A 26537-nucleotide genomic window follows, 5' to 3' on the forward strand; every position below is an offset into this window, starting at 1 on the left:
GAGGTAATCATCAGATGAGAAGAATGGGAAAATGGCTTGCAGTCCTTCTGTCAGTGACTATGCTGGCGGGAACAGCACCGGTTTATGGCGCGGACATATCCGTAGAAAGTGATCTTTCATCAGAGATATCCGGCGAAGATAGCCTGTCGGATGATTTGGGGGAAACCGAAATAACAGAAGAACCGGCAGATGAGAATACAGAGATCACAGAAGAAGCAGATACAGATGAGGATGAAGCTGAGATTTCTGTGGAAGACTTCGCAGATGATCAGGAAGAATGGAGTACGGAAGATACAGATGAGGATACGGCAGAGGTATCTTTTGAAGATCAGCAGGAAGTCGGAGCGGGAGAAACAAAGGAATATCTCAAAGACCTCAGCGTGTATTCCGGTTACGGGGTAAAAGATCCTCTTGAAATGACCCGCAGAGAAGATCTGGACGCAACCTATGGTGGAAAGACTTATACGGTTGAGATCGGATCCAGCTATAATTCTACCGGATTTTATGTGACGGCGGATATCGGGGCTGATGCACCGCAGGGCTCAACGATTCAGCTGTCCGCGTGTGATCTTGATGGAAAAATCGTAGAGAGTGAGATCATTACAACCGGATATACAGATGGAAAACGCTACAATTTCTCAAATATCTTTACCAAAGACAATGGAAAGAGCGCTGTTTATACAGTAACAGCCGGTACAGAAGCAGACAGCCAGACTTATAAGATTGTAGTTCTCAGAAGACTTGATCTTTCCATGATTGGCTGTTATCTTCCATCTGATAATGATATGGCAAAAAATCTGATCTCAGAATTTGACAGCGCCGGTATTACAAGAGATTATGAGGTTGCTGTAGGACAGGATACGAAGTCTGTAAAAGTTACTGCAAGTGCCTTTAATGATAAGTGGTATGGACTTACGGTAAACGGACAGGCCGTATCTGACAGTAAGGCGTTGGAAATTCCACTTACAGATTCAGATACAGAGATTCTTTTTCAGATGAAAGAGGATGGAACTTATCAGGATCCGGCATATCAGACATTGTCTTATACTTCCACGGGTACTTATAAAGTTACGGTCCATAAGAAATCGAAAGTGGCAGTTACATTTAAAACAGAACCGTCGGATGCAGTGGTCAGTGTATATGATTCCAGGGGGGAGCGTGTAGAGCCGTCTAAGGATGCAGACATCTATGATTCTCTTTATTATGGGGATAAGTATACATGGAATGTATCAAAATATGGATATATTTCCAAAAGACAGGAATTTACAGTAGGTGAGGAATCTGAAATCAAGGTAACACTTGAACAGCAGACAGCCAGACAGGAAGAAATTACAGACAATGACTGGAGCAGCTACCAGAATAGTGAGACCAATAACGGAATCACAGACAGAGCTATGCCGACCAGCAAGAATACAATTACACAGAAATGGGCAACGAGACTGGATGCAAAAGGCTGGGATGCAGCACTTACACCACCGTTGATCCTTGGTGGGTATGTTTATGTAGCATCCGGGCAGTTTATTTACAAAATGGACAAAAATACAGGAGACATTATCCAGACAAGTGAACGGATGTCCGGAAATATGCAGTATGCCATGATCCCGCTTGCCTATGCAGAGGGAATGCTTTTTGCACAGATTGGTGGTGGTCAGATACAGGCACTCAGTGCCACGACACTGAAATCTCTCTGGATCAGTGAGAAATTAGGTGGACAGACGCTTTCACCGATCACTTATAAAGACGGATATATTTATACGGGAACATGGAATTCGGATACAACTCCTGGTTCTTATTTCTGCCTTTCTGTTACAGATGAAGATCCATCCAAAGGGAATGAGACAAAATACTGTACATGGAAATATGATCACAAAGGCGGCTTCTACTGGGCCGGTGCTTATGTATCAGAAAACTATCTGGTATTTGGTTCTGATGATGGCGCAGGCGGTGATGAGTACAAATCTATCTTATACTCTGTAAATACACATACCGGACAGCTGATTGACAAGCGTACGGATGTGATCGGCGATATCCGTTCAACGATCACTTATAACAATGGATACGTATATTTTACGACAAAAGGCGGTTATCTGTATCGTGTTGCGATGAATGCAGACGGAACATTTGGCGCAGTGGCAGGTTATAATCTGGGCGGCGCGGCAACGTCAACACCGGTTGTCTATAAGAACAGAATCTATGTTGGTGTCTGCGGAACCGGAGGCCAGTATAATGCAGATGGAGGACATCATTTTGATGTGATCAATGAATCTGCGTCCGGACTTACCCTCGCTTATAAAGTATCTATCCCAGGATATCCACAGGCAGCTCCGATCCTTTCTACGGCCTGTGAAAATCAGGATTTTGACGGTGATGGAAAAGCAGATGGACGGGTTTATCTGTATTTTACATACAATGCATATCCAGGAGGTATCTACATGCTGACCGATACCCCGGGACAGACATCAGGAAAAGCGGAAGAACTGTTCCGTCCGGTAAGTAAACAGCAGGAATACTGTATTAGCCCGCTTTGTGTGGATAAAGACGGAACAATTTATTACAAGAATGATTCCTGCTATCTGATGGCACTTGAAACAAACGGTGCTTATCTGGACAGTGTGACAGCTATGCCGGATACCGGAAGTGTAAACTGGGACAAGAGATTTCAGGCTTCCGAGACGGAATATACACTCAGAGTTGCAGAGAATGCAAAGAATGTAACGCTTAGCTTTAAGGCTCCTGCAGGATGCACGATGAAAATAGGAAATGATATAATTGATGGAACATATGTGGCTGATGTAAGTTCCGGAAAAGCTGAAATAAAAATTGCGATAGTTCAGGGTACCAAGAGCAGAGAATATACATTCCACCTGACGAAAGATCATGGAAATTCATCCCTGACCAGTATGATCGTCAGCACCAGCAATACTTATGGAGAGGTATCTCATTATCTGTCAATGACTCCGGCGTTTAACAGTGCAAAGACCAGCTATATAGTGGAATATCTGGACAGTAAGGCAGAGAATACACAGAGATTTCTTCGCGTTTATGTAGAGAAGGCTGAGTCGGATGCAACGGTGAAGACGGAAATGGTAAAGGGAGTCAAGAGAGTAACTACTACTACCAGTGGAAATGCAACACGCTTTAATGTTTACTGGGAAGATGGCGTGGATGAAGCACAGGTAAAATTTGTTGTGACTGCGAAGGCTGGAAGTAAGACAGAATATCTGCTTACCATACAGAGAAAAGTAAAGACTCCGACACCAACACCTACAGAGATCCCGGAAGTGTTCGGACCGTGGCAGACGATATCAACAGCGACTGTTTTTGCACCCGAGCAGCAGAGAAGGACCAGTAATAAAGGGCGTCAGGAAACCCGTACAGTTGGAAGTAAGCTGACACCGACTATTAAACTGAATGCCAGAAGCATCAGGTTAAAGGTAAAACAGTCTACGACTAAAGTACAGATAAGTGGTCTGGCAGCAGGAGACAGGGTACAGTCCTGGACGACATCCAATAAAAAGGTTGCAACCGTAACATCCCGTGGAAAAATCACAGCGAAGAAAACTGGCAAAGCAAGGATCATAATTACCCTTGTCAGTGGAAAGAAGGCAGTTGTAAATGTAACAGTACAGAAGACAGCTGTTAAAACCACAAAGATCAGCGGTCTCAAGAAGAGCGTAGTACTTAAGAGAAGACAGAAACTGACACTGAAGCCAGTGATCAGCCCGCTTACTTCTGTGGAGAAAGTGACTTACAAAACTTCCAATAAGAAGGTAGCGACAGTGAGCAATAAAGGTGTCATCACAGCAAAGAAAAAAGGCAGCGCAAAGATTACCGTGAAGTCAGGAAAGAAATCTTATACGGTTACTGTGAAAGTAAAATAAAAAATTTGGAGAATCGCTAAATATTTTGTGGATATTTAGCGATTCTGTTTGACGGGAGAATGCATAAATGCTATAATAAAAAGACAACAAAATAACCAGGCGTGGTCTGGTCGGGAGATGACCAGTTTAAGGAAATCCGGTGCAATTCCGGAACTGCTTTTTTGCTGTATGAAATGTTATACGCGGATAATTGTTTCAAGTCAGCTAACTAACGCGTTGTATAGGACAGAGACTCATCTATAAATGAGGCTCTGTTTTTTGTTGTTAAAAACAACTTGTGAAAAAGGAGGAGCAGAGTTGAAGAAAAAAGAATTAATGAAACGATTATCAGCTATTTCCATGGCAATGATGATGACCGTGACAATGATCCCTTCCAATGCATATGCAGCAGACGAGATTTTCTCAGATGTTGATGTAGAGACTACAGCAGATGCAGGGGATGAAGATTCAGCAGATGTAGAGGTTAGTGACGCAGACGATACTTCAGATGCGGATGTTGAAGTGGAAGCAGAAGATGACACAGCGGATGTCAATGTAGAAGAGGATGAGGAAGACAATTCAGAAGGTGTGGATGCATTTTCTGATGGTGGAGACAGTGCAGAAGAGACAGATGCATTCGATGCAGGAGAGGGTACTCCGGCAGCAGATGCAGTTGTACATATGACTGTCAGCGTGGCTGGAAATCTTGCAACTGCCAAAGATGGCACATTGATGGCAGACAGAGATGTCACAGTAAAGGATATTGATAAGAATGGTATCCTGACTTATGATGAGGCACTTATCGCAGCACATGATGAGTATTATAATGGCGGTGCCGTTGCAGGTTATGCAAGCGTAGATGATGAGAAGTATGGCAAATTCATCACTAAATTATGGGGTGATGAGAGCGGTAATTTTGGTTATTGGAGAAATGATAGTTTATGCTTTAACCTTTCTGATGAAGTAAAAGCAGATGATTATCTGACCGCATTTGTTTACAAAGATGAAAAGTGTACGGATGCATACACCAAATTTGCAAAGAAAGCATACAAAACAATGGCAGGAAGCTCTGTAACGATTCAGGAATACAAAGCTTCCTATGACAGACATTACAATGTTGTTTTTGACACATCAAATAAAGAAAATCTTCGTGTTTATGACAGTAATTTTAAACTGATTTCCGAAGATAATTACAGTATTTACAGAGGATATTCTTCTTCCTCGACAGATATCTGGTATCATTATAATATCACATTCAATAAAGATATTTCCGGAGTCTTTTATGTTGTAACAGCAAGCACAGAAGAACAGAGCGTAGTACCGGCAGTTACAAAAGTAACAGTTTTGGAGAAGACCGCAGATTTTGACAGTATTCAGCTGTACAAATCTGAGAGTGATTATAAGAAGGGCAATGCGATTGAAATCACACCAGCCTTTGATCCAAATAAACTGACAGGCTATAGTGTTCAGGCACCGGATTATTTAAGTAGTCTTTATGCAGTTGCCCAAATGTCTGCAAATGCAAAAGAAGCTGGCCTTTCGGTTATGATGAGTAATAACTGGGGCGGATGGTCAGGAGCTAGAGGCTCAGCAACCGGAATAGCAACTGGAGATGCATATTTTGCATCCAAGGGCTATCTTGATGTTTATGCTAACAGAAAGGAAACTTATAGTTTTAACGTTGAGACATATGCAACGCTGAAAAATCTTACAATTGATGGTATTACAGACAAAGCGTTCGACCGTGATGTGAATGAGTATCATGCGTATGTAAATGGAAATGCTGAGAGTGTTGCGATTACAGCTACAGAACTCAAAAAGGGCTATACAATCAAGATTAACGGAACAGAAGTTACCAGCGCTGAAGCTTATAATCTGCCATATAAATGGGATGCAGATGGTAAGATGAAAGTAAGTGTAGAGGTAAGTAAAGAAGGAATTGTTTCTTCCGTATATACGATCAATCTGGAAAAACAGCCGGTGTGTGATGCTCCTTATATTATGACTCAGCCAAAAGGAGCAGATTATATCGTAGGAAACAAGACAACTGCACTTTCCGTTGTAGCCAGTGCCAATGGAAAAATGACCTATCAGTGGTATAGTAATACAACAGATTCCAATGAAGGTGGCACAGCAATCAAGGATGCAACAGAGGCTTCTTATACACCATCATCAGAGAAATCAGGAACTGTTTATTATTACTGTGTAGTTACAAATACAGAGAAATCAGAAAATAATACAACAACGACTGAAACAGCACGAATAACTGTTGATGAAAATCCTACACCAAAAGCTGTGATTACTACAGTTGGAAACACTATGCCGGAAGGTTCTGCCTGGAATAAAGGTTATACATATAATGTAGGAGATCAGGCTGAAACATTGAAAGTAACTGCAACATCTGCGGCAGAAGGCGGAGAATTCAGTTATGAATGGAAAAGAGTTTCCAGAGCATATAATATTAGAGGATATTCTTCAATTAAAGATAATGAGTCAGACAGTTATGTCCCATCTACAGATATTTCCATGGCGAATGATGCTGGCAATTACTATGCCTGTGAAGTAACTTATACATTTAAAGGGAAAACATATAAGGCATGGGCAACTACAGGCGATACTTATACAGATACAGCGAAAGATAAAACCTATGATGTAAATGGTGTTTATGTTTTTGTTAAAGTTGATTCTGCATCCACCCCTGCATTTACAAAACAGCCGAAGGATGCTTCTTATCTGGTGGGTGATGCTATAACTGCTCTGAGTGTTTCTACTCAGAAAGAAGATGGTGGCAAGCTGACTTATCAGTGGTATGTAAATGATAAGGACAGTACAGATGGCAGTACAGCGGTTGAAAAAGGCACCAGCAGTTTATTGAGTTTAGGTACAGCATCTGAAAAAGGCACAAAATATTATTATTGTGTTGTAACAAATACGATTCAGGGATATACAGCCAAAGCAGTTTCTAATATTGCCGAGATTAAAATCATTACAGCAGAGGACCTTATCGGTGATAAACTGAAAGGAGAAGGTACGCAAGAGAAACCGTATCTGATCAGTACAGCTGATGATTATAAGACTGTTGCAGATCTGGTATCCAAAGGTGTTTCTTTCGATGGTAAATATCTTCGTCAGGAAGCTGATATCACTTTACCAGAAGGATGGCAACCGATTGGTGTCACAAAAGATGGAAGTAAAAATATTCAGAATGGAAGAAACCTTCGTGCCTTCAGCGGCTATCTGGATGGAAACGGAAAAACAATCGCTATTCCAGAAGGTGGCCTTCCGCTTCTTGGATATGTAAAAAATGCAGAAGTACACAATTTAAATATCTATGGTAAAAAGATTGCAGGATATGGCCTTGTAAATACACTGTCCGGTGTCGGACTTTCTGGTAATGCGATCATCATTGATAATGTAACATTAAAGAGTGGATCAAGTACTCTGAAATCCGGTCTTATTGGAACAGAAATTTCCAGTAACCCATTTGCAGGATGCTCTGCTGCATTCACAACAACAATCAAAAATTGTACAATTGAAAAAGACGTTGTAATTGGTTATGACAAAGATCAGAATATGATTGGTTCTATTGCAGGACGTATGCATGGCACAATCGAAAATTGTGTAAGTTATGCAACTGTTTATGGTAAAAAGTATGTTGGTGGTATTCTTGGAACGCGTGACAATGCTATGGGCGGCTGCAGTGTAACAAGCTGTAGATTCTATGGAAACGTAGAAGGAAGCGACGAGCTTGTTGGTGGTATTGTTGGTGGAGGATACGAAGGCTCTTCTGCACCGAATGGAGTCAAGATCAGTATTAATGCGTGTGAGGCAGCTGGCAGTGTTACAGGTGCAGATAAAGTCGGTGGTATCCTTGGAGGTGACCTTTATGTTGCACAGGCATGGAATACATACAAAATGAAAGGCAATTCTTTCACTGGCAAAGTTCAGGCAACAACTGAAGGAACAAAGAATATTGGTGCTATCATTGGATTCTATGACAGTCTGAATAAGTTTGATGATATTGCGAATAACTATTATTCCAAAGACTGTGGAGCAGACAGAGGCATCGGTGCTGTCAAATATGTAGATACAAACTGTGAAACTCATGAAACAACAGTCGGTGAAGTTTACTTCAACACAGAGAAGGATACAAGCGAATGCCCGGCAGTAGCAGGATGCAGCTGGAAAGCGCAGCATAACCGTACGGATGATCCGCTTGGAGCAGACGCAGCAAAACTGGCCGGAACAGATGAAGTTAAAGTATACGAAGAAAAAGTTTATATCACCGGTGATTACAAGACAGACTATGATCTGGGAGAAGAACTTGATCTTACGGGTATGGAAATCCATGTTGCAATGAGCGATGGTACTTATAAAGAAGTAGCACCGGCTGATGCAAAGATCGAAGGATACAATAAAGACAAACGTGGCGAGCAGAAAGTAAGAGTTATCTGTGGAGCTGCATCTGAGGAATTTACTGTTACAGTTCTCAAGCGAAATGCAGAGGATATCAAAGTTCATTTTGCACTGCTTGGTGACAAGAAACACAACAGTGACAAAGACAATACATGGCATACACTTCATGCAGATAATCTGGAAACATGGATTGCAGATGCAGAATACGAAGTAGACGGAAATGCAACAGTACTGGATGTGATTTCAAAAGTTCTGACAGACAATGAATACACATGGGATAATGAAGCAGGAAATTACATTTCTGCAATCACAAAAGCAGACGGAACAAAGCTTGAACAGAAAGACAACGGAGCTAACAGCGGCTGGATGTACACTCTGAACGGAATTCATCCGGATCTGGCTGTAAATGAGCAGTATCTGGAAGATGGAGATGTGGTCGTATTCCATTATACAGACGACTATTCAAAAGAACATGACCATATCTGGAGCAGTGAGTGGACATCTGATGCAGATGCACACTGGCATGAATGCACCTATCAGTGGAGCAAGTGTGACATCACAGAGAATGCTAAGAAAAATGGTTATGGAACACATACTTTCGATGAAGGCAAAGTTACAAAAGCAGCAACCTGTAAAGAAGCTGGCGAAAAAGTTTACACCTGTACAGTTTGTGGAGCAACAAAGACAGAAGTGCTTCCAAAAACAACTGATCATAAGTACACATGGAAAGTAGTGTCCAAAGCAACTGTATTTGCACCTGAGAAACAGCAGGGAACATGCTCTGTTTGTGGCGCAGTTGTAAACAGAGATAATGGAAAGAAACTTACTGCAACGATCAAACTGAATGCAACTTCTATCAAGCTTCAGAAAAAACAGACAACCAAGAAGATCAGAGTGGCTATGGCAAATGGAGACTCTGTCAGATCCTGGAGATCCAGCAATAAGAAGATTGCAACTGTTAATAGTAAGGGCGTGATCAAAGCAGGTAAGAAGACCGGAACAGCTAAGATCACAGTAACGCTTATGAGCGGTAAGAAAGCAACCCTGAAAGTAAAAGTTCAGACATCAAGAGTAAGAACTACTAAGATCAGTGGTCTTAAGAAGAATGTAACTCTGAAGAAAGGCCGGAAACTGGCACTCAGACCGGTAATCAGCCCGCTTACTTCTCAGGAAAAAGTTACTTACACTTCTTCCAATAAGAAGGTAGCAACAGTAAGCAAAAAAGGTGTCATTACAGCAAAGAAAAAAGGTACTGTCAAGATTACAGTGAAATCAGGAAAGAAATCCTATGTGATCAAAGTAAAAGTAAAATAAAATCTGCAATATGATTTTTCAGGCCGGAGTCCTCGTGATTCCGGTCTGCTTTTGCATTAATAAAAAAATTAAAATTTCATAAAGCTACTTGAAGAAGCTTAGAACAAATGATACTATAAATAAAAGCATATTTCTCAAAGTTCTGGGCATTTTTGCCGTCTGATTTTCTTAATTCATTTCAGAAATCCATGCTTTTAAATCCAATTAAAATAAAAAGCAGGGGTTCGAGGTGATGACAATAACAGTACGGTGTATTCTTAAACTCCTGCCAGACAGGAGGTATGCCTATGGCGAGAAGAAAACACAATGCTGCTGTGAAGAGAAAACTAATTGCAAAAGGAAATAACAATGTAAAAATGGATCGTAATGCAGATCTGAAGAGCTATGCAGGCAAAGAGATAAGGGCAAATCGAAAGTACAAGGATACAGTATTTCGTATGCTGTTTTCAGACAGAGAAAATCTATTGTCGCTTTACAACGCAGTGAATGGAAGTAACTACGAAAATTCGGATGCACTGGAGATTGTGACACTGGAGAATGCAGTCTATATGGGTATGAAGAATGATCTGGCATTTATCGTGGATATGGGATTATTCCTGTACGAACATCAGTCAACATACAATCCAAATATGCCACTGCGAGATCTGTTTTACATATCTGGTGAATACCAGAAACTTGTGAATCACAAATCCCTGTATTCCTCGGCACTGCAGAAGATCCCTGCGCCAAATTTCATTGTGTTTTATAATGGAACAGAAAGAGAAGAGGACTACTGGATCAATTATCTGTCGGAATCATACGAAAATCTGAGCGGCGAGCCGAATCTGGAGCTGAAAGTACTTACTCTGAACATCAACGAAGGTCATAACCGCGAATTGATGGAGCAGTGCCAGAGTTTAAGAGAATATGCACAATATGTAGCGAAAGTACGGGAATACGCAAGGGAATCCGATCTGGATACAGCAGTAGAACAGGCAGTTGATGACTGTATCCAGAATGGGGTCCTTGCCGAATTCCTCCGAAAACACAAATCCGAGGTAATAGCGATGAGTATATTCGAGTATGACAAAGAAGAGGAAGAGCGAAAACTGCGAGAAGCAGAGTATGAAGCTGGATACAATAGTGGAAAGCAGGACGGATATAATAGTGGAAAGCAGGACGGATACAATAGTGGAAAACAGGATGGATATAACAGTGGGAAGCAGGATGGATATAATAGCGGAAAGCAGGATGGATTTACGGAGGGAAAATGTGAAATAATCCATTTAATGTTTGATGCAGGAGAATCATTGGAAAAGATAGCCCAATATACAGGCTATAAAGTTGAAGAGTTGAAGAATCTGTTAAAAAAATAAGAGATTTAATGTTCAGGCCGGAGTCCCCGTGACTCTGGCCTGATTTGGTTACTACAGAAAATTAAAAATTCATAAAGTTACTTGAAGAAACTTAGAACAAATCAATTTGGTTATATTTAATATAGAAGAGATGAAATTTACATTTCATATTGATGCTCCTATAATAAGGCACAAAGGAGGCTTTATTATGAGCACAATATTTCCAAGAGAAGAAAAAGCGGAACAGATTTTTGACGAGATCCTGAAGAATCCACGTGCCTGCGAACGTTTAAAAGATACATTTTTTGCAGCGATTCCGTCAGCAGAAGAGAGTGAGGGTGCAGGAACGGACATTCCGGGAACGGTCTTTGCTGCGGCTTTATTCAACGCTTATGAAAATAAAGATCTTTCTGCATTTATGATGGCAGTCTGCAATAACAGTGTATTTGATCTTCTCCGGAATTCTTTTCTGATTCCAATCCGTTTTAATGACAAAGGGGTGGAGAATCCAATATTCCTTACAGATGAAAACGGAAACCTTCTGGATGAATCAAAAAATCATATCTATGAAAAGAAGTATAAGATGTTCCATAAACTCTTTGAAGAGCAGGATGAGATTCCAGACTACCGTATGTATATGGCAGATGGATTTCGTGAAAGTCATGGATATACTCAGAACGGAGAGATTGAGACAATACGGAATGCGGAACATACAGGAATCCTTTTACTCTTTGAATTCCCTCAGTCTGTAGATCTGGAAATCAATGAAGAAAAAATATATGCAATAGTCTGGGAATATCTGATGAAATTACAGGAGGAGCTGCCACGTGCATTGATGTATTATGGTAAACGTGACGAGCATGGAATTGAAAAACACACCAGCAAACTGGGAATCTTCCTGCCATTCTGTCATTTTGAAAGAGAAATGGAAAAGAATATTGAACTTGCGAATGGTATCGGACTGGGATGCAGGGAAGCGATTCTGTCAGAAATGAAGGTGCTGGAAAAATGATTTTGAAAAAGAATAAAGCAGTTGGGATGTGTATATGATGCAACCGGTGATCAGAAAAAATCACATGGACATTGCCTGGCACGAATATACGGATGAAAATGGTGCTGATATTCCGGTCACGCAGGCGAGTCTGACAGAAAAAGCATCAATCATCGGACGAGTGGGGATTATGTTTCTGTCCTGTGGAACAGGTGCATGGCGAGTCAGAAGTTCGATGAATACCCTGGCTGAGATTATGGGAATTACCTGTACCGCAGATATTGGTTTGATGTCGATTGAGTATACCTGTTTTGATGGTGAGGAGGGCTTTACCCAGTCCCTTTGTCTCACTAATACAGGAGTAAACACATCAAAACTGAATCGTCTGGAACATTTTATCCGGGAATTTGAAATTGATGGAAAAGACATGTCAGGAGAAGAACTGCATACGCTGCTGGATGATATTGAACGAATCCATGGACTTTACTCCCCGATTGCACTTGGATTCGCTGCGGCGCTTGCATGCTGTGGATTTACTTTTTTGCTCGGCGGTGGCTTTATTGAAATGTTCTGTGCTTTTGTAGGTGCCGGATTTGGCAATTTTCTCCGATGCAAACTGACAAAACATCATTTTACCCTGTTTTTATGCATTGTATCGTCGGTTTCTCTGGCCTGCCTTGTTTATGCAGGATTTTTGAAGATTGGCGAAATGCTGTTTGGCATTTCGGTACAGCATGAGGCTGGTTATATATGTGCCATGTTGTTTATCATTCCGGGATTTCCGTTTATTACCAGTGGGATTGACCTTGCCAAGCTGGATATGAGATCGGGTACAGAACGTTTGATGTATGCACTGATCGTTGTTCTGGTGGCAACAATGGCTGCCTGGATCATGGCATTGCTTCTTCACCTGCAGCCGGTAGACTTTATTAAGATGTCAATGCCAGTAGGAATGTGGATAGTACTTCACCTGATAGCAAGTTTCTGCGGGGTATTTGGCTTTTCTGTTATGTTTAACAGTCCGGTAAGGCTGGCAGCAACGGCAGCGATGATCGGGGCTGTTGCAAATACACTCAGACTGGAACTTGTGGATCTGTCAGCTATTCCGCCGGCTGCAGCAGCGTTCATCGGTGCATTAACTGCAGGAATCCTTGCATCCCTGATTAAAAACAAAGTAGGATACCCGAGAATCTCCCTGACGGTTCCTTCAATTGTCATTATGGTTCCGGGTTTGTATCTGTATAGAGGATTTTATAATCTTGGGATTATGTCACTTTCTGTTGCTGCTTCCTGGTTTGCGGCAGCAATCCTGATCATAGCAGCCCTTCCCCTGGGACTGATCTTTGCAAGGATACTGACTGATAAAACATTCCGGTATTGTACATGAAATAAGGACATCCTGCACAGAATGTCCTATAGACGGACTGGTCGAAAAAAGGTATACTGTTTCTATGAAATCCATTGGGACGAAAGGAGCAGATGCCAATGTGGGAAAAAATCAATAACTTTTTAAAAGGGCAGATTGTAACATCAATCATATACATAGCCCTTGGTGCATGTCTGGTATATATGCCGGTCAGTACTGTGAATGTAATATGTAAGTTTGTATTTGGAATTTTGCTGATTCTGGTAGGTTTGTATCATATCCTGATCTATGTGGCGGAAAAACTGAATTCCACGATTTTTGATCTGTTTTCTGGTGGTGTTCTGATGGTACTTGGAATCTTCCTGTTTATGAACCCGCAGATTGTTGTCAAGCTTCTCCCGATTTTGCTTGGCACATTTATTCTGGTGGACAGCATCTGGTCACTGAAGGGAAGCCTGAAACTCAAAAAACGTGGTGCAGGCTCTTGGAAGTTCCTTCTTCTGGGAAGCATTATTTTCATTGCACTTGGTATTTCGCTGGTAGTAAACCCATTTACAATGGTGAAATACACGGTAATCTTTGCCGGATGGATATTCCTCTGTAATGGTGTGATTGATATGATCTATCTGATTCTTCTGAGAAAAGGTCTGAAAGAAATCAAACAGGATGTGGAAGCAGTGGATGCAGATGGCGAGATTATTTCTGGTGAAGATAGCGGTGAGACAGATGATCTGGATACAGAAGCTTCCGTACAGCCGGAAGAACCGATTGCACCGGAACCGGAATATGCACCATGGAGTTCCCGTAAGAAAACGGATTCTACAGCTCCAAAAGAGCGTACAGAAGAAATGGAAGGCACAATGTCAGAGAGTGATGATGTGACAGAGGATGTATTTTCAGAGTGCCTTGAAGAAAAAGAATCCGCAGGTATGGAAAATGCTAGCCAGGAAGGTTTCTGTAAAGAAGAAGCGGATAGAGAAGTTTCCGAGATGGAAGAGTCACTTGATGTTGAACAGGAAAACGAAAATGAGACATCAGTAGAAGCACCGACAGGTACAATAACCGGACAGGAGAACGATACACCACCAGCCGGCAGGGGCGCATATGTTGTATCCGAGCCAACGATCACAGATGATGATCTCTCCGACACAAAAGATGAGAGCCTTCTTGGAAGGTTCTCCCGCAAACGTAAACATAATAAAAAAGAAGACTGACTTTTTCTTTTCGGCACAACCTTCCCATTTCAATTACGAAGAACCAGACACCCTCACCATAATCTTCTTATCTGAATAACCTGGTTTATTTTCTAAGCTCCCGTCTTAAACAAAACTTCATATATCATCCCGCCCAGGGGTGTGCAGAGGGGACTGGCAAGTCCCTTCTGCGGTTTCCATACATTCCAAAGTATAACTTTCTTCATTTTCTAAATGAAATAAATTTTTCATAGATCCCCTTTATAAATATTTTTATAAAAAAATATAAAACTCTTCTGAAAAAAAGAACACATTTCTTGATTTTTTATCATGGTATAAAAAATCAACAAAAACTATAATAAAGACAGCTTAAGAAAGAACAAATCTTACAAGTAAAGGAGAAGACAATCACTATGAAAATGAAAAAAATTACAGCAATGAGCATGGCAGCTTTAATGGCAGCTACAATGATCCCGTCAGTACCGGTTATGGCAGACGGAGGCGGAAAGGTTTACTACCTCAACTTCAAACCAGAGCAGGATGAAGCCTGGCAGAATCTGGCAAAAGCTTACACAGAAGAAACAGGAACAGATGTAACAGTAGTTACAGCAGCATCCGGACAGTATGAGACAACTCTTCAGTCAGAAATGGCAAAGAGCGATGCACCGACACTGTTCCAGGTAAATGGACCGGTTGGCCTTAAAAACTGGAAAGATTACTGCTACGATCTGAAAGATGCAGATATTACAAAAGAACTTACATCTGATGCGTATGAACTGAAAGATGGAGATGCTGTAGATGGTATCGCATATGTTATCGAATCCTACGGACTTATCACAAACAAAACTTTACTTGAAAAAGCAGGATATACTCTGGATGATATCAAGAGCTTTGATGACCTCAAAAAAGTAGCAGACGACATTCAGGCACGTAAAGATGAAATTGGTGTAAAAGGTGCTTTCACCTCAGCAGGTATGGACGGATCCTCTGACTGGAGATTCAAAACACATCTTGCAAACCTTCCAATCTACTATGAATACAAAGCAGATGGAATCGATGATACAGAAGCAATCAAAGGAACATATCTTGATCAGTATAAGAATGTATTTGATCTGTACATTACAGATTCTACATGTGATGGAAGTGAGCTTTCAGCAAAAACAGCTGATGACTCCAGAAATGAATTTGTAAATGGTGATGCAGTATTCTATCAGAATGGTTCCTGGGAATATGCAGAACTCGCTAAGACATACAGCGATGATGAACTTGCTATGATCCCGATCTACTTCGGCGTTGACGATGAGAACGAAGGTCTTGCAACTGGTACAGAAAACTACTGGTGTGTAAATAAGAATGCATCTGAAGAAGATGTTCAGGCAACTCTGGATTTCATGAACTGGTGTGTAACATCTGAAGCAGGAACAAAATCTATGTCTGAAGACATGGGATTCACAATTCCTTTCAAAACAGCAGTTGCTCCTACAAACGTATTTGTAAAACAGGATGCTGAGTATACAGAAGCTGGTCTTACACCTGTTTCATGGAACTTCACAACAATGCCATCTGAAGAGTGGAAGAATGGTCTTGGTACAGCTCTTACAGCATATGCGGCAGGCACAGGCGACTGGGATGCAGTAGTTAGCGCATTCGTTGACGGATGGGCTACAGAAAAAGCTCTTTCTGAATAATCAGGATAGAAAATAACATGTTGTTTATGGGAGGAGGCAGAGGTTTTTGCCTCCTTTCATAAGTTAAAAGACAGAGGAACTTAAGCTTCTGTTAACAGTAGGGAAGAGGAGAAAAATCATGGTAGGAAGAACGATCAAAAAGTGGTGGCCGGTTTTTGTATTACCAACCTTTGCGGCATTTGTAATCGGTTTCCTGTGGCCTTTTATCTGGGGCATCTATCTTTCATTCTGCAAATTTACAACAGTGCAGGATGTAACATTTGTTGGATTTTCAAATTATTCTAAGATTTTACTTGATAGTACATTCAGTCATTCTTTCTGGCTGACAGTTGTATTTGCATTCGTATCCAGTATTCTGATCAACGTGCTTGCATTTTTTATCGCACTGGCACTGACCAAAGGATACAGAGGAACAAATGCATTCCGTACGGTATTCTTTATGCCGAACCTGATCGGTGGTATTGTACTTGGTTATATCTGGCAGACATTGCTGAATGGTCTGCTTTCCAAGTGGGGACAGCCACTGCTTTCACTTTCAGCAAAAAATGGTTTTATCGGTATGCTCATTCTGCTTATGTGGCAGCAGATTGGATATATGATGATCATTTACATTGCAGGTCTGAACAATGTATCACCTGACCTGATCGAGGCAGCTCAGATCGACGGTGCAACAAGCAGACAGATTCTGTTTAAGATTAAAATTCCGATGATTATGCCATCTGTAACAATCTGTACATTCCTGACTCTGACTAATGGTTTCAAGATGTTCGACCAGAACCTCTCACTGACCGGTGGTGATCCTGGAAAACAGTCTCAGTTACTGGCGTTAAATATTTATGATACATTCTATGCAAGAAGCGGACCTCAATGGAAGGGTATTGGACAGGCAAAAGCTGTTGTATTCTTTGTTCTGGTAGTTGTAATTGCATTGATCCAGCTTCGTGCAACATCATCTAAGGAGGTGCAGCAGTAATGGAAAATAAAAAAAGAAATTCCGTTGCAACGGTCTTACTGACAATTGTCTGTGTCCTTTGGATGTACCCAATCGTCTTAATATTAATCAACTCACTGAAAAAAGAAGCAGCGATCACTACATCTGGAGTATTTAGCCTTCCAACCAGTGAAACATGGAATGGTGTTGCGAACTTTGTAGCGAGTGTTACGCAGATGGATTTCCTGAAATCTTTCTGGTACAGTCTTGTAATTTCTGTAATGTCTGTAGTTCTTATCATGTTATGCTGTTCAATGGCAGCATGGTATATCGTTCGTGTAAATGGTAAACTGTCCAAAATCTTCTACTATCTCTGTGTATTCAGTATGGTAGTTCCTTTCCAGATGGTTATGTTTACACTGGCAAAAACTGCAGATACTTTAAAATTGAATAATCCATACAATATCTGCATTATTTATCTTGGATTTGGTGCAGGACTGGCGGTATTTATGTTTACAGGATTTGTAAAAGGTATTCCGCTTGAGATTGAGGAAGCAGCTCTGATTGATGGCTGTAGTCCTTTGCAGGTATTCTTTAAAGTTTTGATTCCGATATTAAAACCAACAATTATTTCAACAGCGATCCTGGAACTGATGTGGGTATGGAACGATTACCTTCTTCCAACACTGGTTCTTGATATTAAAAAATATAAGACTATTCCGATGGCAGTCCAGTATTTCCGTGGCAGCTTCGGACATGTACAGATGGGACCAATGATGGCAAGTATTATGATCGATATCATTCCGATCATCATTGTATATCTGGTTTGTCAGAAGTACATTATTGAAGGCGTTGTTGCAGGTGCCGTAAAAGGCTGATTCTGGTTATGTAGAATGGAAGTCTCTGGAAGAATATTTTTTCCAGAGACTTTTTGTGCTATAATCATAAGTATTATAGGAAACAAAACAGGGGGGAATTATGACAAACGTTCTTATTGTAGATGATGAAAAAATAGAGCGCGAAGGTCTGAAATATCTGCTTTCGAGAGAAGAAGGCGAAAGAAATGTTTTTGAAGCTTCGAACGGAAAACAGGCTCTGCAGATTATTCGGTCAGAGGACATACAACTTGTTTTGACTGATATAAAAATGCCTCATATGGACGGGTTGGAATTATCAAGACGTGCCAAGGAAGAAAATCCGGCATTGCAGATCATAATTTTCAGTGGATACAGTGATTTTACTTTTGCGCAGGAAGCGATTCGCTATGGTGTGACAGAGTATATCCTGAAACCGGTGAATCCGGAAGATTTTCATAAAGTAATTCAGAAGGCAGAGAAAGTGATTGAACAAAGAAAGAAAAAAGAAAGTCGTGAGATCAAAGGGAAAAATTTTCTGCAACAGTATTTTCTGCAAAATTATCTTTACTCCGGCAAGCTAGAAATACTGGAAAAAGCAAAAGATATGATCAATCTGGAAAAATGGAATGGCTGGCATTGTGGAATCTTGCTGGAATCCGATGTCGCTTTTTTTGATACGGCTGAAGAGACTCTGGAAGAGGAAATTCAGAAAGAGTTGAGAAGAGTATGCTTTTATCTGAATTTGAATGCAAGACAGTCGCTTCTCCTTTTTCAGGACGTATATTGCGATTATCAGCTGGTGGCAAATCATCTTTATAATTTTATGAAACGAAAATACAGAGACAGTTTTTATCTGGCAGTCAGCCGTAAATTTGAAGGTTGTGAGTGTCTGCCGGAAATCCTTGAGCAGCTGGAACAGCAGATGGAAGAGAAATTTTATCATCCGGAAAAACATGTTTTCTCGAATGTCATTCAGGAACTGTTTCAGGAAAATCAGTTTTCTGGAGAGCGGCGTCTTGAGCATGAGATAGAACGATTGTATAACTGTAGAAATATCATGGAAATCGTTGAAGTGACTGAAGATAATATCAAGGAATACGAGGCATTTCTTGACCGTTCTATGAGTAGTTCTAGAAATGAAGTGGCAGCAGTCAAAAATTATATCTATCAGCATTATGAGGAAGATCTGAATCTTGAAATGCTGGCAGAAAAAGTCTATCTGTCTTCCGGATACCTCAGTTTTATCTTCAAAAAAGAGACCGGCATGAATTTGAACCGATATATACGTGTGTTCCGGATGGAGAAGGCAAAAGAACTTCTCTGTAGCACCAATATGAAGGTGGCACAGGTCAGTGAACGTGTTGGTTTTGCAAATGTTTCTTATTTCTGCAGAAGTTTCCGGGAATATTACGGAAGCAGTCCGGAATCATACAGGAAAGGAACCGGAGAGGATGAACAGACTTCGTAAGATATTCAAAAATATGAAGTATCGTCATAAACTGACGATCTTTCTTGTAGTTACAAGCCTGGTACCGATGACAGTACTTGCCTGGTACAGTCACAGCAGGCTGAGTACTATGGTCCGCAGCAGCGAACTGGAAGATATGCAGTCGATCATGGAACAGACCAGAGAAAGCATTGACAGCCAGACGGCGGTTTATGCCAGCCTTCTCAATTATCTGACCTATTCACCAGATATTGAGGAAATTATTAAGGAAAAAAATATCGATAATTATACGGCGTATGAAAAATATACAGAAATAGCGGATCCACTTTTGTCTGTACCAAAATCATATCATGATGCGATCAACAGAATTCAGCTTTTTGCGGACAGTATCCAGGTGGAGCATGAGTATACACTTGTTCCGCTTGATAAGATGAAAGAAGAGTGGTGGAGTGAAGGGCTGAAAGATGATGTGCGTATTCAGTGGAAAGTTGATCAGGATCGTAAAGAAGTTGCAGCAGTACGTATGATCTATAATGATCAGAAACTGGATGCAGTTCTGTGCATTTCTCTGGATTATAATAAAATCTTCCAGCCACTGACCAATATTCTCACGCAGGAAAATGGTGGAATTGTTGCAGACAAAAACGGTACAGTTCTTTATAACAAAACTGGTCTGACAAATCTGGAATTTGATAAATCTGGAAAAATGGATTCCATGATTCAGAAAATCAGCCAGTCCTGTGCATATACAAAGACTAAGAGTGAAGAAAATGACTGGGTATTTTATCTTTATAAGAGTCAGGATGCGATATCAGGTTCTGTACGAAGACTGCTGCTGGAAGAGATTCCACTGATTGCGGCCTGTGGTCTGATCATTCTGTTTCTGGCTATGGCATTTTCAAGAATTTTTACAAGAAAAATTGAAGAACTGACGAAAAATATGGACAGGGTAAATCATGGAAGCCGTGAAGTTACAGTCAACAGTGATTCGGGAGATGAAGTAGGAATTCTTGTTAACAGTTTCCGTAATATGATGGATGAGATTAACCGCCTGATCGACGAAGTATATGTCAATAAGATCGCGTTGAAAGAATATGAACTGAAAGCCCTTCAGGCCCAGATCAATCCACATTTCTTATATAACACACTGTCGATGATGAACTGGATGGCGATTCGAAGTAACCAGATGGAGATCAGTAAGGTTACCCTGGCACTTTCTACTTTTTACAGAACCGCATTAAGCAAAGGTGAAGATGTGGTTACGGTAGAAAATTGTATTCAGAATATGGAAGCATATCTGGAAATCCAGCTTACGATGCATGATCATAATTTTTCGGTAGACTGGGATATTGATCCGACAATAAAAAATGAAAAAATGCCGAAGCTTCTTCTTCAGCCGGTTGTCGAAAATGCGATCGAACACGGTCTTGATGAAAAAGAGGATGGTGATAAAAAAATTTTCCTGTCATTTAAAGGCAAGGGGGATGATGTAGAGATCACTGTCCGTGACAATGGACTTGGTATGGAGCAGGAAAAAGCAGAAACACTGGTAACTTATCAGGCAAAAGGATATGGCCTTAAGAATGTAAATGACCGTATCCGGCTTCTTTATGGAGAGAATTACGGAATTCATATTTTCAGTTCACCGGATGAAGGCACGACTGTTATTATGAAATTTCCGAAGGAGGGCAGAGAGAATGAAGAGTAAATGGAAAAAACTGCCTGTTGTTCTGATAGGAATCATAGCTATAGCTGTCTGCGGATGCAGCAATGATTTACAGGAGCTGAATCAGAAAAGATCATCGGCAGCAAAAGAAAATACGGAATCTACAGAGACAGTCCGTACCGGTACCTGGGAAACAGCTGCACAGACTCCTTATGGCGCTTATCCTGAACTTGTAACGTATACTTTAGGACAAATGAGTGGTGCGAATAATTCAAATCTTCCGGATGGAAATACCTATGACGACAATGCTTACACTCGTTATCTCAGAAAAATACTGAATATTCAGAATAAAAGTGTCTACATGGAACGGGAAGATCGATATGATGAATTTGTGAACATTCTTGTAAAAGACCAGACGCTGCCGGATGTACTGGTGGTTTCGGACAGAGAAACACTCAAAGAACTGGTTGATAATGATCTTGTGGAAGATCTGAGCGAAGTATATGAGAATTGCACTTCAGAGAGAATCAAAGAGATGTTTGAGAGTTATGGAAGCGGTCTTCTGGATTCTGTGCGATTTAATGGAAAACTGATGGCAATTCCGGAGACCGTTACAGATCATGGTCCACGTCTGATGTGGCTGCGTAAGGACTGGATGGATAAGCTTGGCCTTGAAGATCCGAAAACACTGGAAGATGCATTTGACATAGTAGAAAAATTTGTCCAGAATAAAATGGGCACGGAGGATGGAGAAGACCCGATCGGACTCGCCTGTGATACAGATCTGGTGGGAACTACCAGCTCTAATTATTCAGTAGATTCTGTTTTTGATAAATTTGGAGCCAGTCCACAAAGGTGGGTAAATCAAAATGGTAAGATCGTGTATGGTTCTGTAACAGAAGAAACAAAAAATGCACTGAGTTATCTTCATGAACTCTATGAACGTGGCGTGTTGGATAAGAACTTTGCATTGCGTGCGCAGAATAACCTCAGAGATCTGGTGATAGATGGAAAATGTGGAGCTTTTTTTGGCCTGTGGTGGACACCGAACAATCCACTGATGGATGTTTATGAGACAGACAAAGAGGCAAACTGGCAGCCATTTTATCTACAGCCGACAGACTGGCAGAATGTATATGATACTTTTCAGGATAATAAATATGTTGTTGTACGCAAAGGATATGAACATCCGGAAATTGTAATGAAGATAATCAGTGTATTGTTTGATTATAGCAGATATGAAGCCAAGGATGCGGATGAGGTAAATGATTATTTTGCTCTTAACGTAGAACCGACAGCCAGGCCGCTGGTTATCAATGTCGATTATAACGAGGCGACATTTCAGATCACAAAAGATATCCAGAGTGTAATGAGCGGTATGCGAAAAGAAGAAGATCTAAGTGCAATTGAAAAATCTTATTACGATGCAGCAGAAAAATTTATTCAGGGAAGATCAGAAACACCAGAAGACTGGGCTGCATATGAATCCAGACTTGTAGCAGTTGGAAGGTTGATAGAAGGAAATTACCGGTCAACAGCCAAAAGATATCTGGATGATGCAGACGGTGAAATACCGAAGTCTCTTCAGCAGCTTGAAAAAGACACTTTCATTCAGATTATCATGGGTGTAAAACCAATTACTTACTTTGACACCTTTGTGCAGGAATGGTATGAACAGGGCGGCGAAGAGCTGACTGAGCAGATTCGCCGCTCTAATCCAGGAGAATGATTATTTTCCGAGATGCCAGATGTCGTCATCGTACTCTTTGATGGTTCTGTCTGAGGAGAAGAATCCGGCTTCTGCAATATTGATCAGAGTTCTGCGGTTCCATGCTTCCGGATTTACAGCATAATCACTCATTGCCTGTTCTTTGCGGACAACGTATGCATTGAAATCCGGAAGAGTCTGGAACCAGTCTTTATTTATAAGTTCGTTCTGCAGTCGTTTCAGATGTTCTTCATCTCCATATTTCAGCATTTCCTCACTGGTAAGGAAATCAATGGCACGACGAAGGTTTGGGTCAGCTTCATACCAGTCTTTTGCACAGTAGTCACCGGCTGCATAGCGGTGAATGACCTGCTTGCTGCTCTGACCAAAGATGTAAATATTGTCATTTCCGACAGCTTCGGCAATTTCTACATTTGCACCGTCCATGGTTCCAAGAGTCAGTGCACCGTTCAGCATGAATTTCATGTTTCCGGTTCCGGATGCTTCTTTGGATGCAAGGCTGATCTGTTCAGAAAGATCACATGCCGGAATCATTTTTTCTGCTGCAGAAACATTGTAATTTTCTACAAATGCAAGCTGCAGATATCTGGAAACTTCAGGGTCCTCACTGATAACCTGTGACAGGGTAAGAAGAGAGTGAATGATATCTTTGGCGATGATGTAGGCCGGAGCTGCTTTTGCACCAAAGATACTTACTAATGGAGTTGCCGGAGTATGTCCTGCTTTGATCTCCAGGTATTCATGAATCAGGAAAAGCAGGTTCAGCTGCTGACGTTTGTATTCATGAAGTCGTTTGGACTGAATGGAAAACATTGCATTGGTGTTCAATTTGATTCCCTGTTTGTCTTCTAACCAGGAAGCAAGTGCTTCTTTGTTGGCTTTTTTAATACAACTGAGTTTTTTCAGAACTTCTGCATCGTCTGTATAATTCAGAAGCTTTTTCAGTTCAGAAGCATCTTTTTTGAAACCGGATCCGATCAGAGATTCAATTTCAGAGGTCAGGGCCGGATTACATTTCAGAAGCCAACGGCGGAAGGTGATACCGTTTGTTTTATTATTAAATTTGTTCGGATACAGCTGATAGAATCCTGCCAGTTCACTTTCTTTCAGAATCTGCGTATGCAGTGTGGCAACACCGTTTGTGGAGTGAGAAAAATGAATATCCATATGTGCCATATGAACGACCTGATTCTGATCAATGATAGCAAGTGAAGAATCAGTTGTACGTGTTTTTGCAATGTCATCCAGCTTTTCAATAATTGGCATAAGCTGAGGAACAACGGTATCGAGATAATGACGTGGCCATTTTTCCAGAGCTTCTGCAAGAATCGTATGATTGGTATATGCACAAGTATCTGTTACGATCTGAACTGCCTCATCAAAGCTGATTCCGTGTTCCTCAAGGAGGCGGATCAGCTCCGGGATTACCATACTTGGGTGTGTATCATTGATTTGGATAGCTGCATAGTCGGCAAGGTCATGATAGTTACATCCACGTGCAGCACATTCGTTGAGAATAAGCTGAGCACCGGCAGAAACCATGAAATACTGCTGATAGATACGAAGCAGTCGGCCGTCTTCATCGGAGTCGTCTGGATAGAGGAATAATGTAAGGTTTCTGGCAATATCTTTTTTGTCAAAAGAAATTCCGTCACCGATCACAGATTCATCTACAGAATCCAGATCAAACAGATTCAGCATATTGGTTCTGCCTTCATAGCCGGTAACAGGAAGTTTGTAGAGTCTTGCAGAATAGGTGTTTCCTGCAAGCGAAACCGGAAATACTGTATCGGTAGCTTTGGCAGCACACTGGTCAGTCAGCCAGAAATCAGGAGCTTCGTTCTGGATGTTGTTTTTGAAATTCTGATGAAAAAGTCCGCAGTGATAACGAAGACCGACACCATCACCAGGAAGATCCAAAGTTGCAAGACTGTCAAGGAAGCATGCGGCAAGTCGTCCAAGACCACCATTTCCAAGACTTGGTTCCGGTTCCTGCTCTTCGATATCTGCAAGAGATTTTCCGATACTGGCAAGTGTTTCACGAACTTCATCATACAGACCAAAGTTGATCAGGTTGTTGGAAAGCAATTTTCCAATCAGGAATTCAGCAGAAATATAATACAGTTTTCTGCCAGTTACTGGTTTTATCTGTTTCTGACTCTGTTCCTGCACAAGTTTCAGAAGGGCTGTATAAAGTTCTGCGTCGGAAGCAGTTGCAATATCCTTTTGGCAAAGTTCATTTAGTGTTGTTTTCATAGATTCACTCATGGGAGTTGCTCCTTTCATATATAAAATGGTTGTAGTTTCGTTAACTTAAGTTGCTTTAGTTATATCACAGATAGTCCGTCGTTTCTTGTCAAAAGCGAGCAAGAAATGATACTATCCTATCATAGAGGCGGAAATAGATGAAAGAAAAAGAAAGTGGTACAAAATATCAGGAAACAAAACAGCATGGCAGCCGGTTGTTTCCGTTTAATATTTATCCATGTACGATTCCATTGGATTTTCCGGCGGTTCCTTTGCACTGGCATAAGGAGATGGAATTGATTTATATAAAAAAGGGAAAAGGGCTGATCCAGATCGAAACAAAAAGCTTTGAGGGAGAACCGGGGGATATTTTTGTAGTAACACCTGGAACCCTTCATGCAATTCATAGGATAAAAGGATATTCTATGGAATACGAAAATATTATCTTTGAAATGGATTTTCTGGGAGAAGGAGCAGCAGATCTCTGTGCAGGAGAATTTCTCGTCCCGCTTGCAGCAGGTAAGTTGTTTCCTCCGGTACAGATAAAGCCAGAGGAAGCGCATTATGATTCATTAAAAAGATGTCTTATTCAGATGGAAGAATTGTGTGAAACAAAAGAAAATGCTTATGAGCTAGGAGTGAAAGCTGCAGTATTGCAGATCATATTTCTTCTTATAAGAATGTATCCGTCCAGAGAAATCGTGTCTTCTCCGGATAGGGAGCAGTTGAAAGAAGTACTGCAGGAAATCAGTGTTAAAAGCAGTGAGAATCTTTCAGTAGCAGACATGGCAAAATTTTGTGGCTGGAGCAGCAGCCACTTCATGCGTTGGTTCAAAAAGATGACGGGAGACAGCTTTACTTCTTATGTAAATGACCGGAGACTTGCGGAGGCCGCAGAGGCATTGCGCCAGACTGATGATAAAATATTGACAATCTCACAGGATGCAGGATTTATGAATCTGTCAAATTTTAATCGTCAATTTAAAAAACGCTATGGAGTTACGCCGAGAGAGTATCGGGAAATGATAGGAATTTAAAGATTGTGTTAAAGGAGGTACATATGAAGAAAAAGCGCGGATCAGAGCAAAAGTATTTATTGCAATTTGGGGACTGAATGTGACAGTTGCTGTTTTGGGAGGCTGCAGGACGCAGAGTGTACGAAATTGAAAAAATGAAAAAAGTTTCAAAAAGTGTTGACAGCTCGGTTGGATAGTGGTATTCTAACTAAACTGTCACAAGGAATTGTTTCTTCTGAACAAACAATTTGAAAAGTCTTGAAAAAAACAAAAATAATTATTGACAAAGAAACGAACATGTGATAGAGTAAACAAGTCGCTTGAGAGCGACACACAAACATCAAAACACCTCGAAAAAAACTTAAAAAAAGTACTTGACAGGCGCTGGTGAATGTGATAAAGTAAACGAGCTGTCTGAGAGACAGACAAACAAAGAACCTTGATAACTAAACAGTGAAACACATACGATTCTCGAAAATTCT

At 40.9% G+C, this 26537-nt stretch carries 14 protein-coding genes; 13 read left to right on the forward strand and 1 reads right to left on the reverse strand.

The annotated features are described in order from the left end of the window. The first annotated feature begins 14 nt into the window (after positions 1–14). The 12 genes from LI112_RS10010 to LI112_RS10065 all read left to right on the forward strand — a co-directional run bounded on the left by LI112_RS10010 (position 15) and on the right by LI112_RS10065 (position 22792). Entirely contained in the window at positions 15–3881 is a 3867-nt protein-coding gene (locus tag LI112_RS10010; protein ID WP_195967286.1) for an Ig-like domain-containing protein, read from the forward strand. A 297-nt stretch (positions 3882–4178) separates the two neighbouring features. Beyond that, entirely contained in the window at positions 4179–9590 is a 5412-nt protein-coding gene (locus tag LI112_RS10015) for an Ig-like domain-containing protein (RefSeq protein ID WP_227190656.1), read from the forward strand. A 356-nt stretch (positions 9591–9946) separates the two neighbouring features. Next, entirely contained in the window at positions 9947–10945 is a 999-nt protein-coding gene (locus LI112_RS10020) for a hypothetical protein (RefSeq protein ID WP_055056339.1), read from the forward strand. 187 nt (positions 10946–11132) lie between these two features. Next, on the forward strand, positions 11133–11936 hold the full coding sequence (locus LI112_RS10025) for a DUF4866 domain-containing protein (protein WP_005424821.1): 804 nt from the start codon (positions 11133–11135) through the stop codon (positions 11934–11936). A gap of 34 nt (positions 11937–11970) precedes the next feature. Continuing rightward, positions 11971–13302 carry a threonine/serine exporter ThrE family protein gene (locus LI112_RS10030; RefSeq protein WP_005424823.1) on the forward strand — a complete coding sequence of 444 codons (1332 nt, stop codon included), beginning with the start codon at positions 11971–11973 and terminating at the stop codon, positions 13300–13302. Between the two features lie 98 nt (positions 13303–13400). Further along, positions 13401–14495 carry an HdeD family acid-resistance protein gene (locus tag LI112_RS10035; protein WP_227190657.1) on the forward strand — a complete coding sequence of 365 codons (1095 nt, stop codon included), beginning with the start codon at positions 13401–13403 and terminating at the stop codon, positions 14493–14495. A 392-nt stretch (positions 14496–14887) separates the two neighbouring features. Further along, a complete protein-coding gene (locus LI112_RS10040) occupies positions 14888–16162 on the forward strand; it encodes an ABC transporter substrate-binding protein (RefSeq protein ID WP_173904328.1) in 1275 nt (424 codons plus the stop codon). A gap of 118 nt (positions 16163–16280) precedes the next feature. Beyond that, entirely contained in the window at positions 16281–17135 is an 855-nt protein-coding gene (locus LI112_RS10045; RefSeq protein WP_005424829.1) for a carbohydrate ABC transporter permease, read from the forward strand. Next, entirely contained in the window at positions 17135–17971 is an 837-nt protein-coding gene (locus LI112_RS10050) for a carbohydrate ABC transporter permease (protein WP_227190658.1), read from the forward strand. The genes LI112_RS10045 and LI112_RS10050 overlap by 1 nt, the downstream gene beginning before the upstream one ends. A 100-nt stretch (positions 17972–18071) precedes the next feature. After that, positions 18072–19418: a response regulator gene (locus tag LI112_RS10055; RefSeq protein WP_227190659.1), complete on the forward strand. Its 1347-nt coding sequence runs from the start codon at positions 18072–18074 to the stop codon at positions 19416–19418. Continuing rightward, positions 19402–21105: a sensor histidine kinase gene (locus LI112_RS10060; protein WP_055056340.1), complete on the forward strand. Its 1704-nt coding sequence runs from the start codon at positions 19402–19404 to the stop codon at positions 21103–21105. The genes LI112_RS10055 and LI112_RS10060 overlap by 17 nt, the downstream gene beginning before the upstream one ends. Then, positions 21095–22792 (forward strand): extracellular solute-binding protein, encoded by a 1698-nt coding sequence (locus LI112_RS10065; RefSeq protein WP_227190660.1) that lies wholly within the window; start codon positions 21095–21097, stop codon positions 22790–22792. The genes LI112_RS10060 and LI112_RS10065 overlap by 11 nt, the downstream gene beginning before the upstream one ends. Here the strand turns inward: LI112_RS10065 and LI112_RS10070 are convergent, their stop codons facing one another. After that, positions 22793–25060: a glycogen/starch/alpha-glucan phosphorylase gene (locus tag LI112_RS10070; RefSeq protein ID WP_227190661.1), complete on the reverse strand. Its 2268-nt coding sequence runs from the start codon at positions 25058–25060 to the stop codon at positions 22793–22795. A 137-nt stretch (positions 25061–25197) separates the two neighbouring features. Here LI112_RS10070 and LI112_RS10075 point away from each other — a divergent pair, with 137 nt between their 5' ends. Then, positions 25198–26076: an AraC family transcriptional regulator gene (locus LI112_RS10075; RefSeq protein ID WP_055056332.1), complete on the forward strand. Its 879-nt coding sequence runs from the start codon at positions 25198–25200 to the stop codon at positions 26074–26076. The last annotated feature ends 461 nt before the right edge of the window (positions 26077–26537 follow it).

The organism is Blautia sp. 210820-DFI.6.14 (genome assembly GCF_020558815.1).
In the GTDB taxonomy this organism is placed as follows: domain Bacteria; phylum Bacillota; class Clostridia; order Lachnospirales; family Lachnospiraceae; genus Blautia_A; species Blautia_A obeum.

Bases quoted from the DNA above. Each gene is read 5' to 3' on its own strand.
- LI112_RS10050 (WP_227190658.1), top strand. From the start codon at position 17,135: ATGGAAAATAAAAAAAGAAATTCCGTTGCAACGGTCTTACTGACAATT.
- LI112_RS10070 (WP_227190661.1), bottom strand. From the start codon at position 25,060: ATGAGTGAATCTATGAAAACAACACTAAATGAACTTTGCCAAAAGGAT.
- LI112_RS10010 (WP_195967286.1), top strand. From the start codon at position 15: ATGAGAAGAATGGGAAAATGGCTTGCAGTCCTTCTGTCAGTGACTATG.
- LI112_RS10065 (WP_227190660.1), top strand. From the start codon at position 21,095: ATGAAGAGTAAATGGAAAAAACTGCCTGTTGTTCTGATAGGAATCATA.
- LI112_RS10035 (WP_227190657.1), top strand. From the start codon at position 13,401: ATGTGGGAAAAAATCAATAACTTTTTAAAAGGGCAGATTGTAACATCA.
- LI112_RS10045 (WP_005424829.1), top strand. From the start codon at position 16,281: ATGGTAGGAAGAACGATCAAAAAGTGGTGGCCGGTTTTTGTATTACCA.
- LI112_RS10055 (WP_227190659.1), top strand. From the start codon at position 18,072: ATGACAAACGTTCTTATTGTAGATGATGAAAAAATAGAGCGCGAAGGT.
- LI112_RS10060 (WP_055056340.1), top strand. From the start codon at position 19,402: ATGAACAGACTTCGTAAGATATTCAAAAATATGAAGTATCGTCATAAA.
- LI112_RS10040 (WP_173904328.1), top strand. From the start codon at position 14,888: ATGAAAATGAAAAAAATTACAGCAATGAGCATGGCAGCTTTAATGGCA.
- LI112_RS10075 (WP_055056332.1), top strand. From the start codon at position 25,198: ATGAAAGAAAAAGAAAGTGGTACAAAATATCAGGAAACAAAACAGCAT.
- LI112_RS10030 (WP_005424823.1), top strand. From the start codon at position 11,971: ATGATGCAACCGGTGATCAGAAAAAATCACATGGACATTGCCTGGCAC.
- LI112_RS10020 (WP_055056339.1), top strand. From the start codon at position 9,947: ATGGATCGTAATGCAGATCTGAAGAGCTATGCAGGCAAAGAGATAAGG.
- LI112_RS10025 (WP_005424821.1), top strand. From the start codon at position 11,133: ATGAGCACAATATTTCCAAGAGAAGAAAAAGCGGAACAGATTTTTGAC.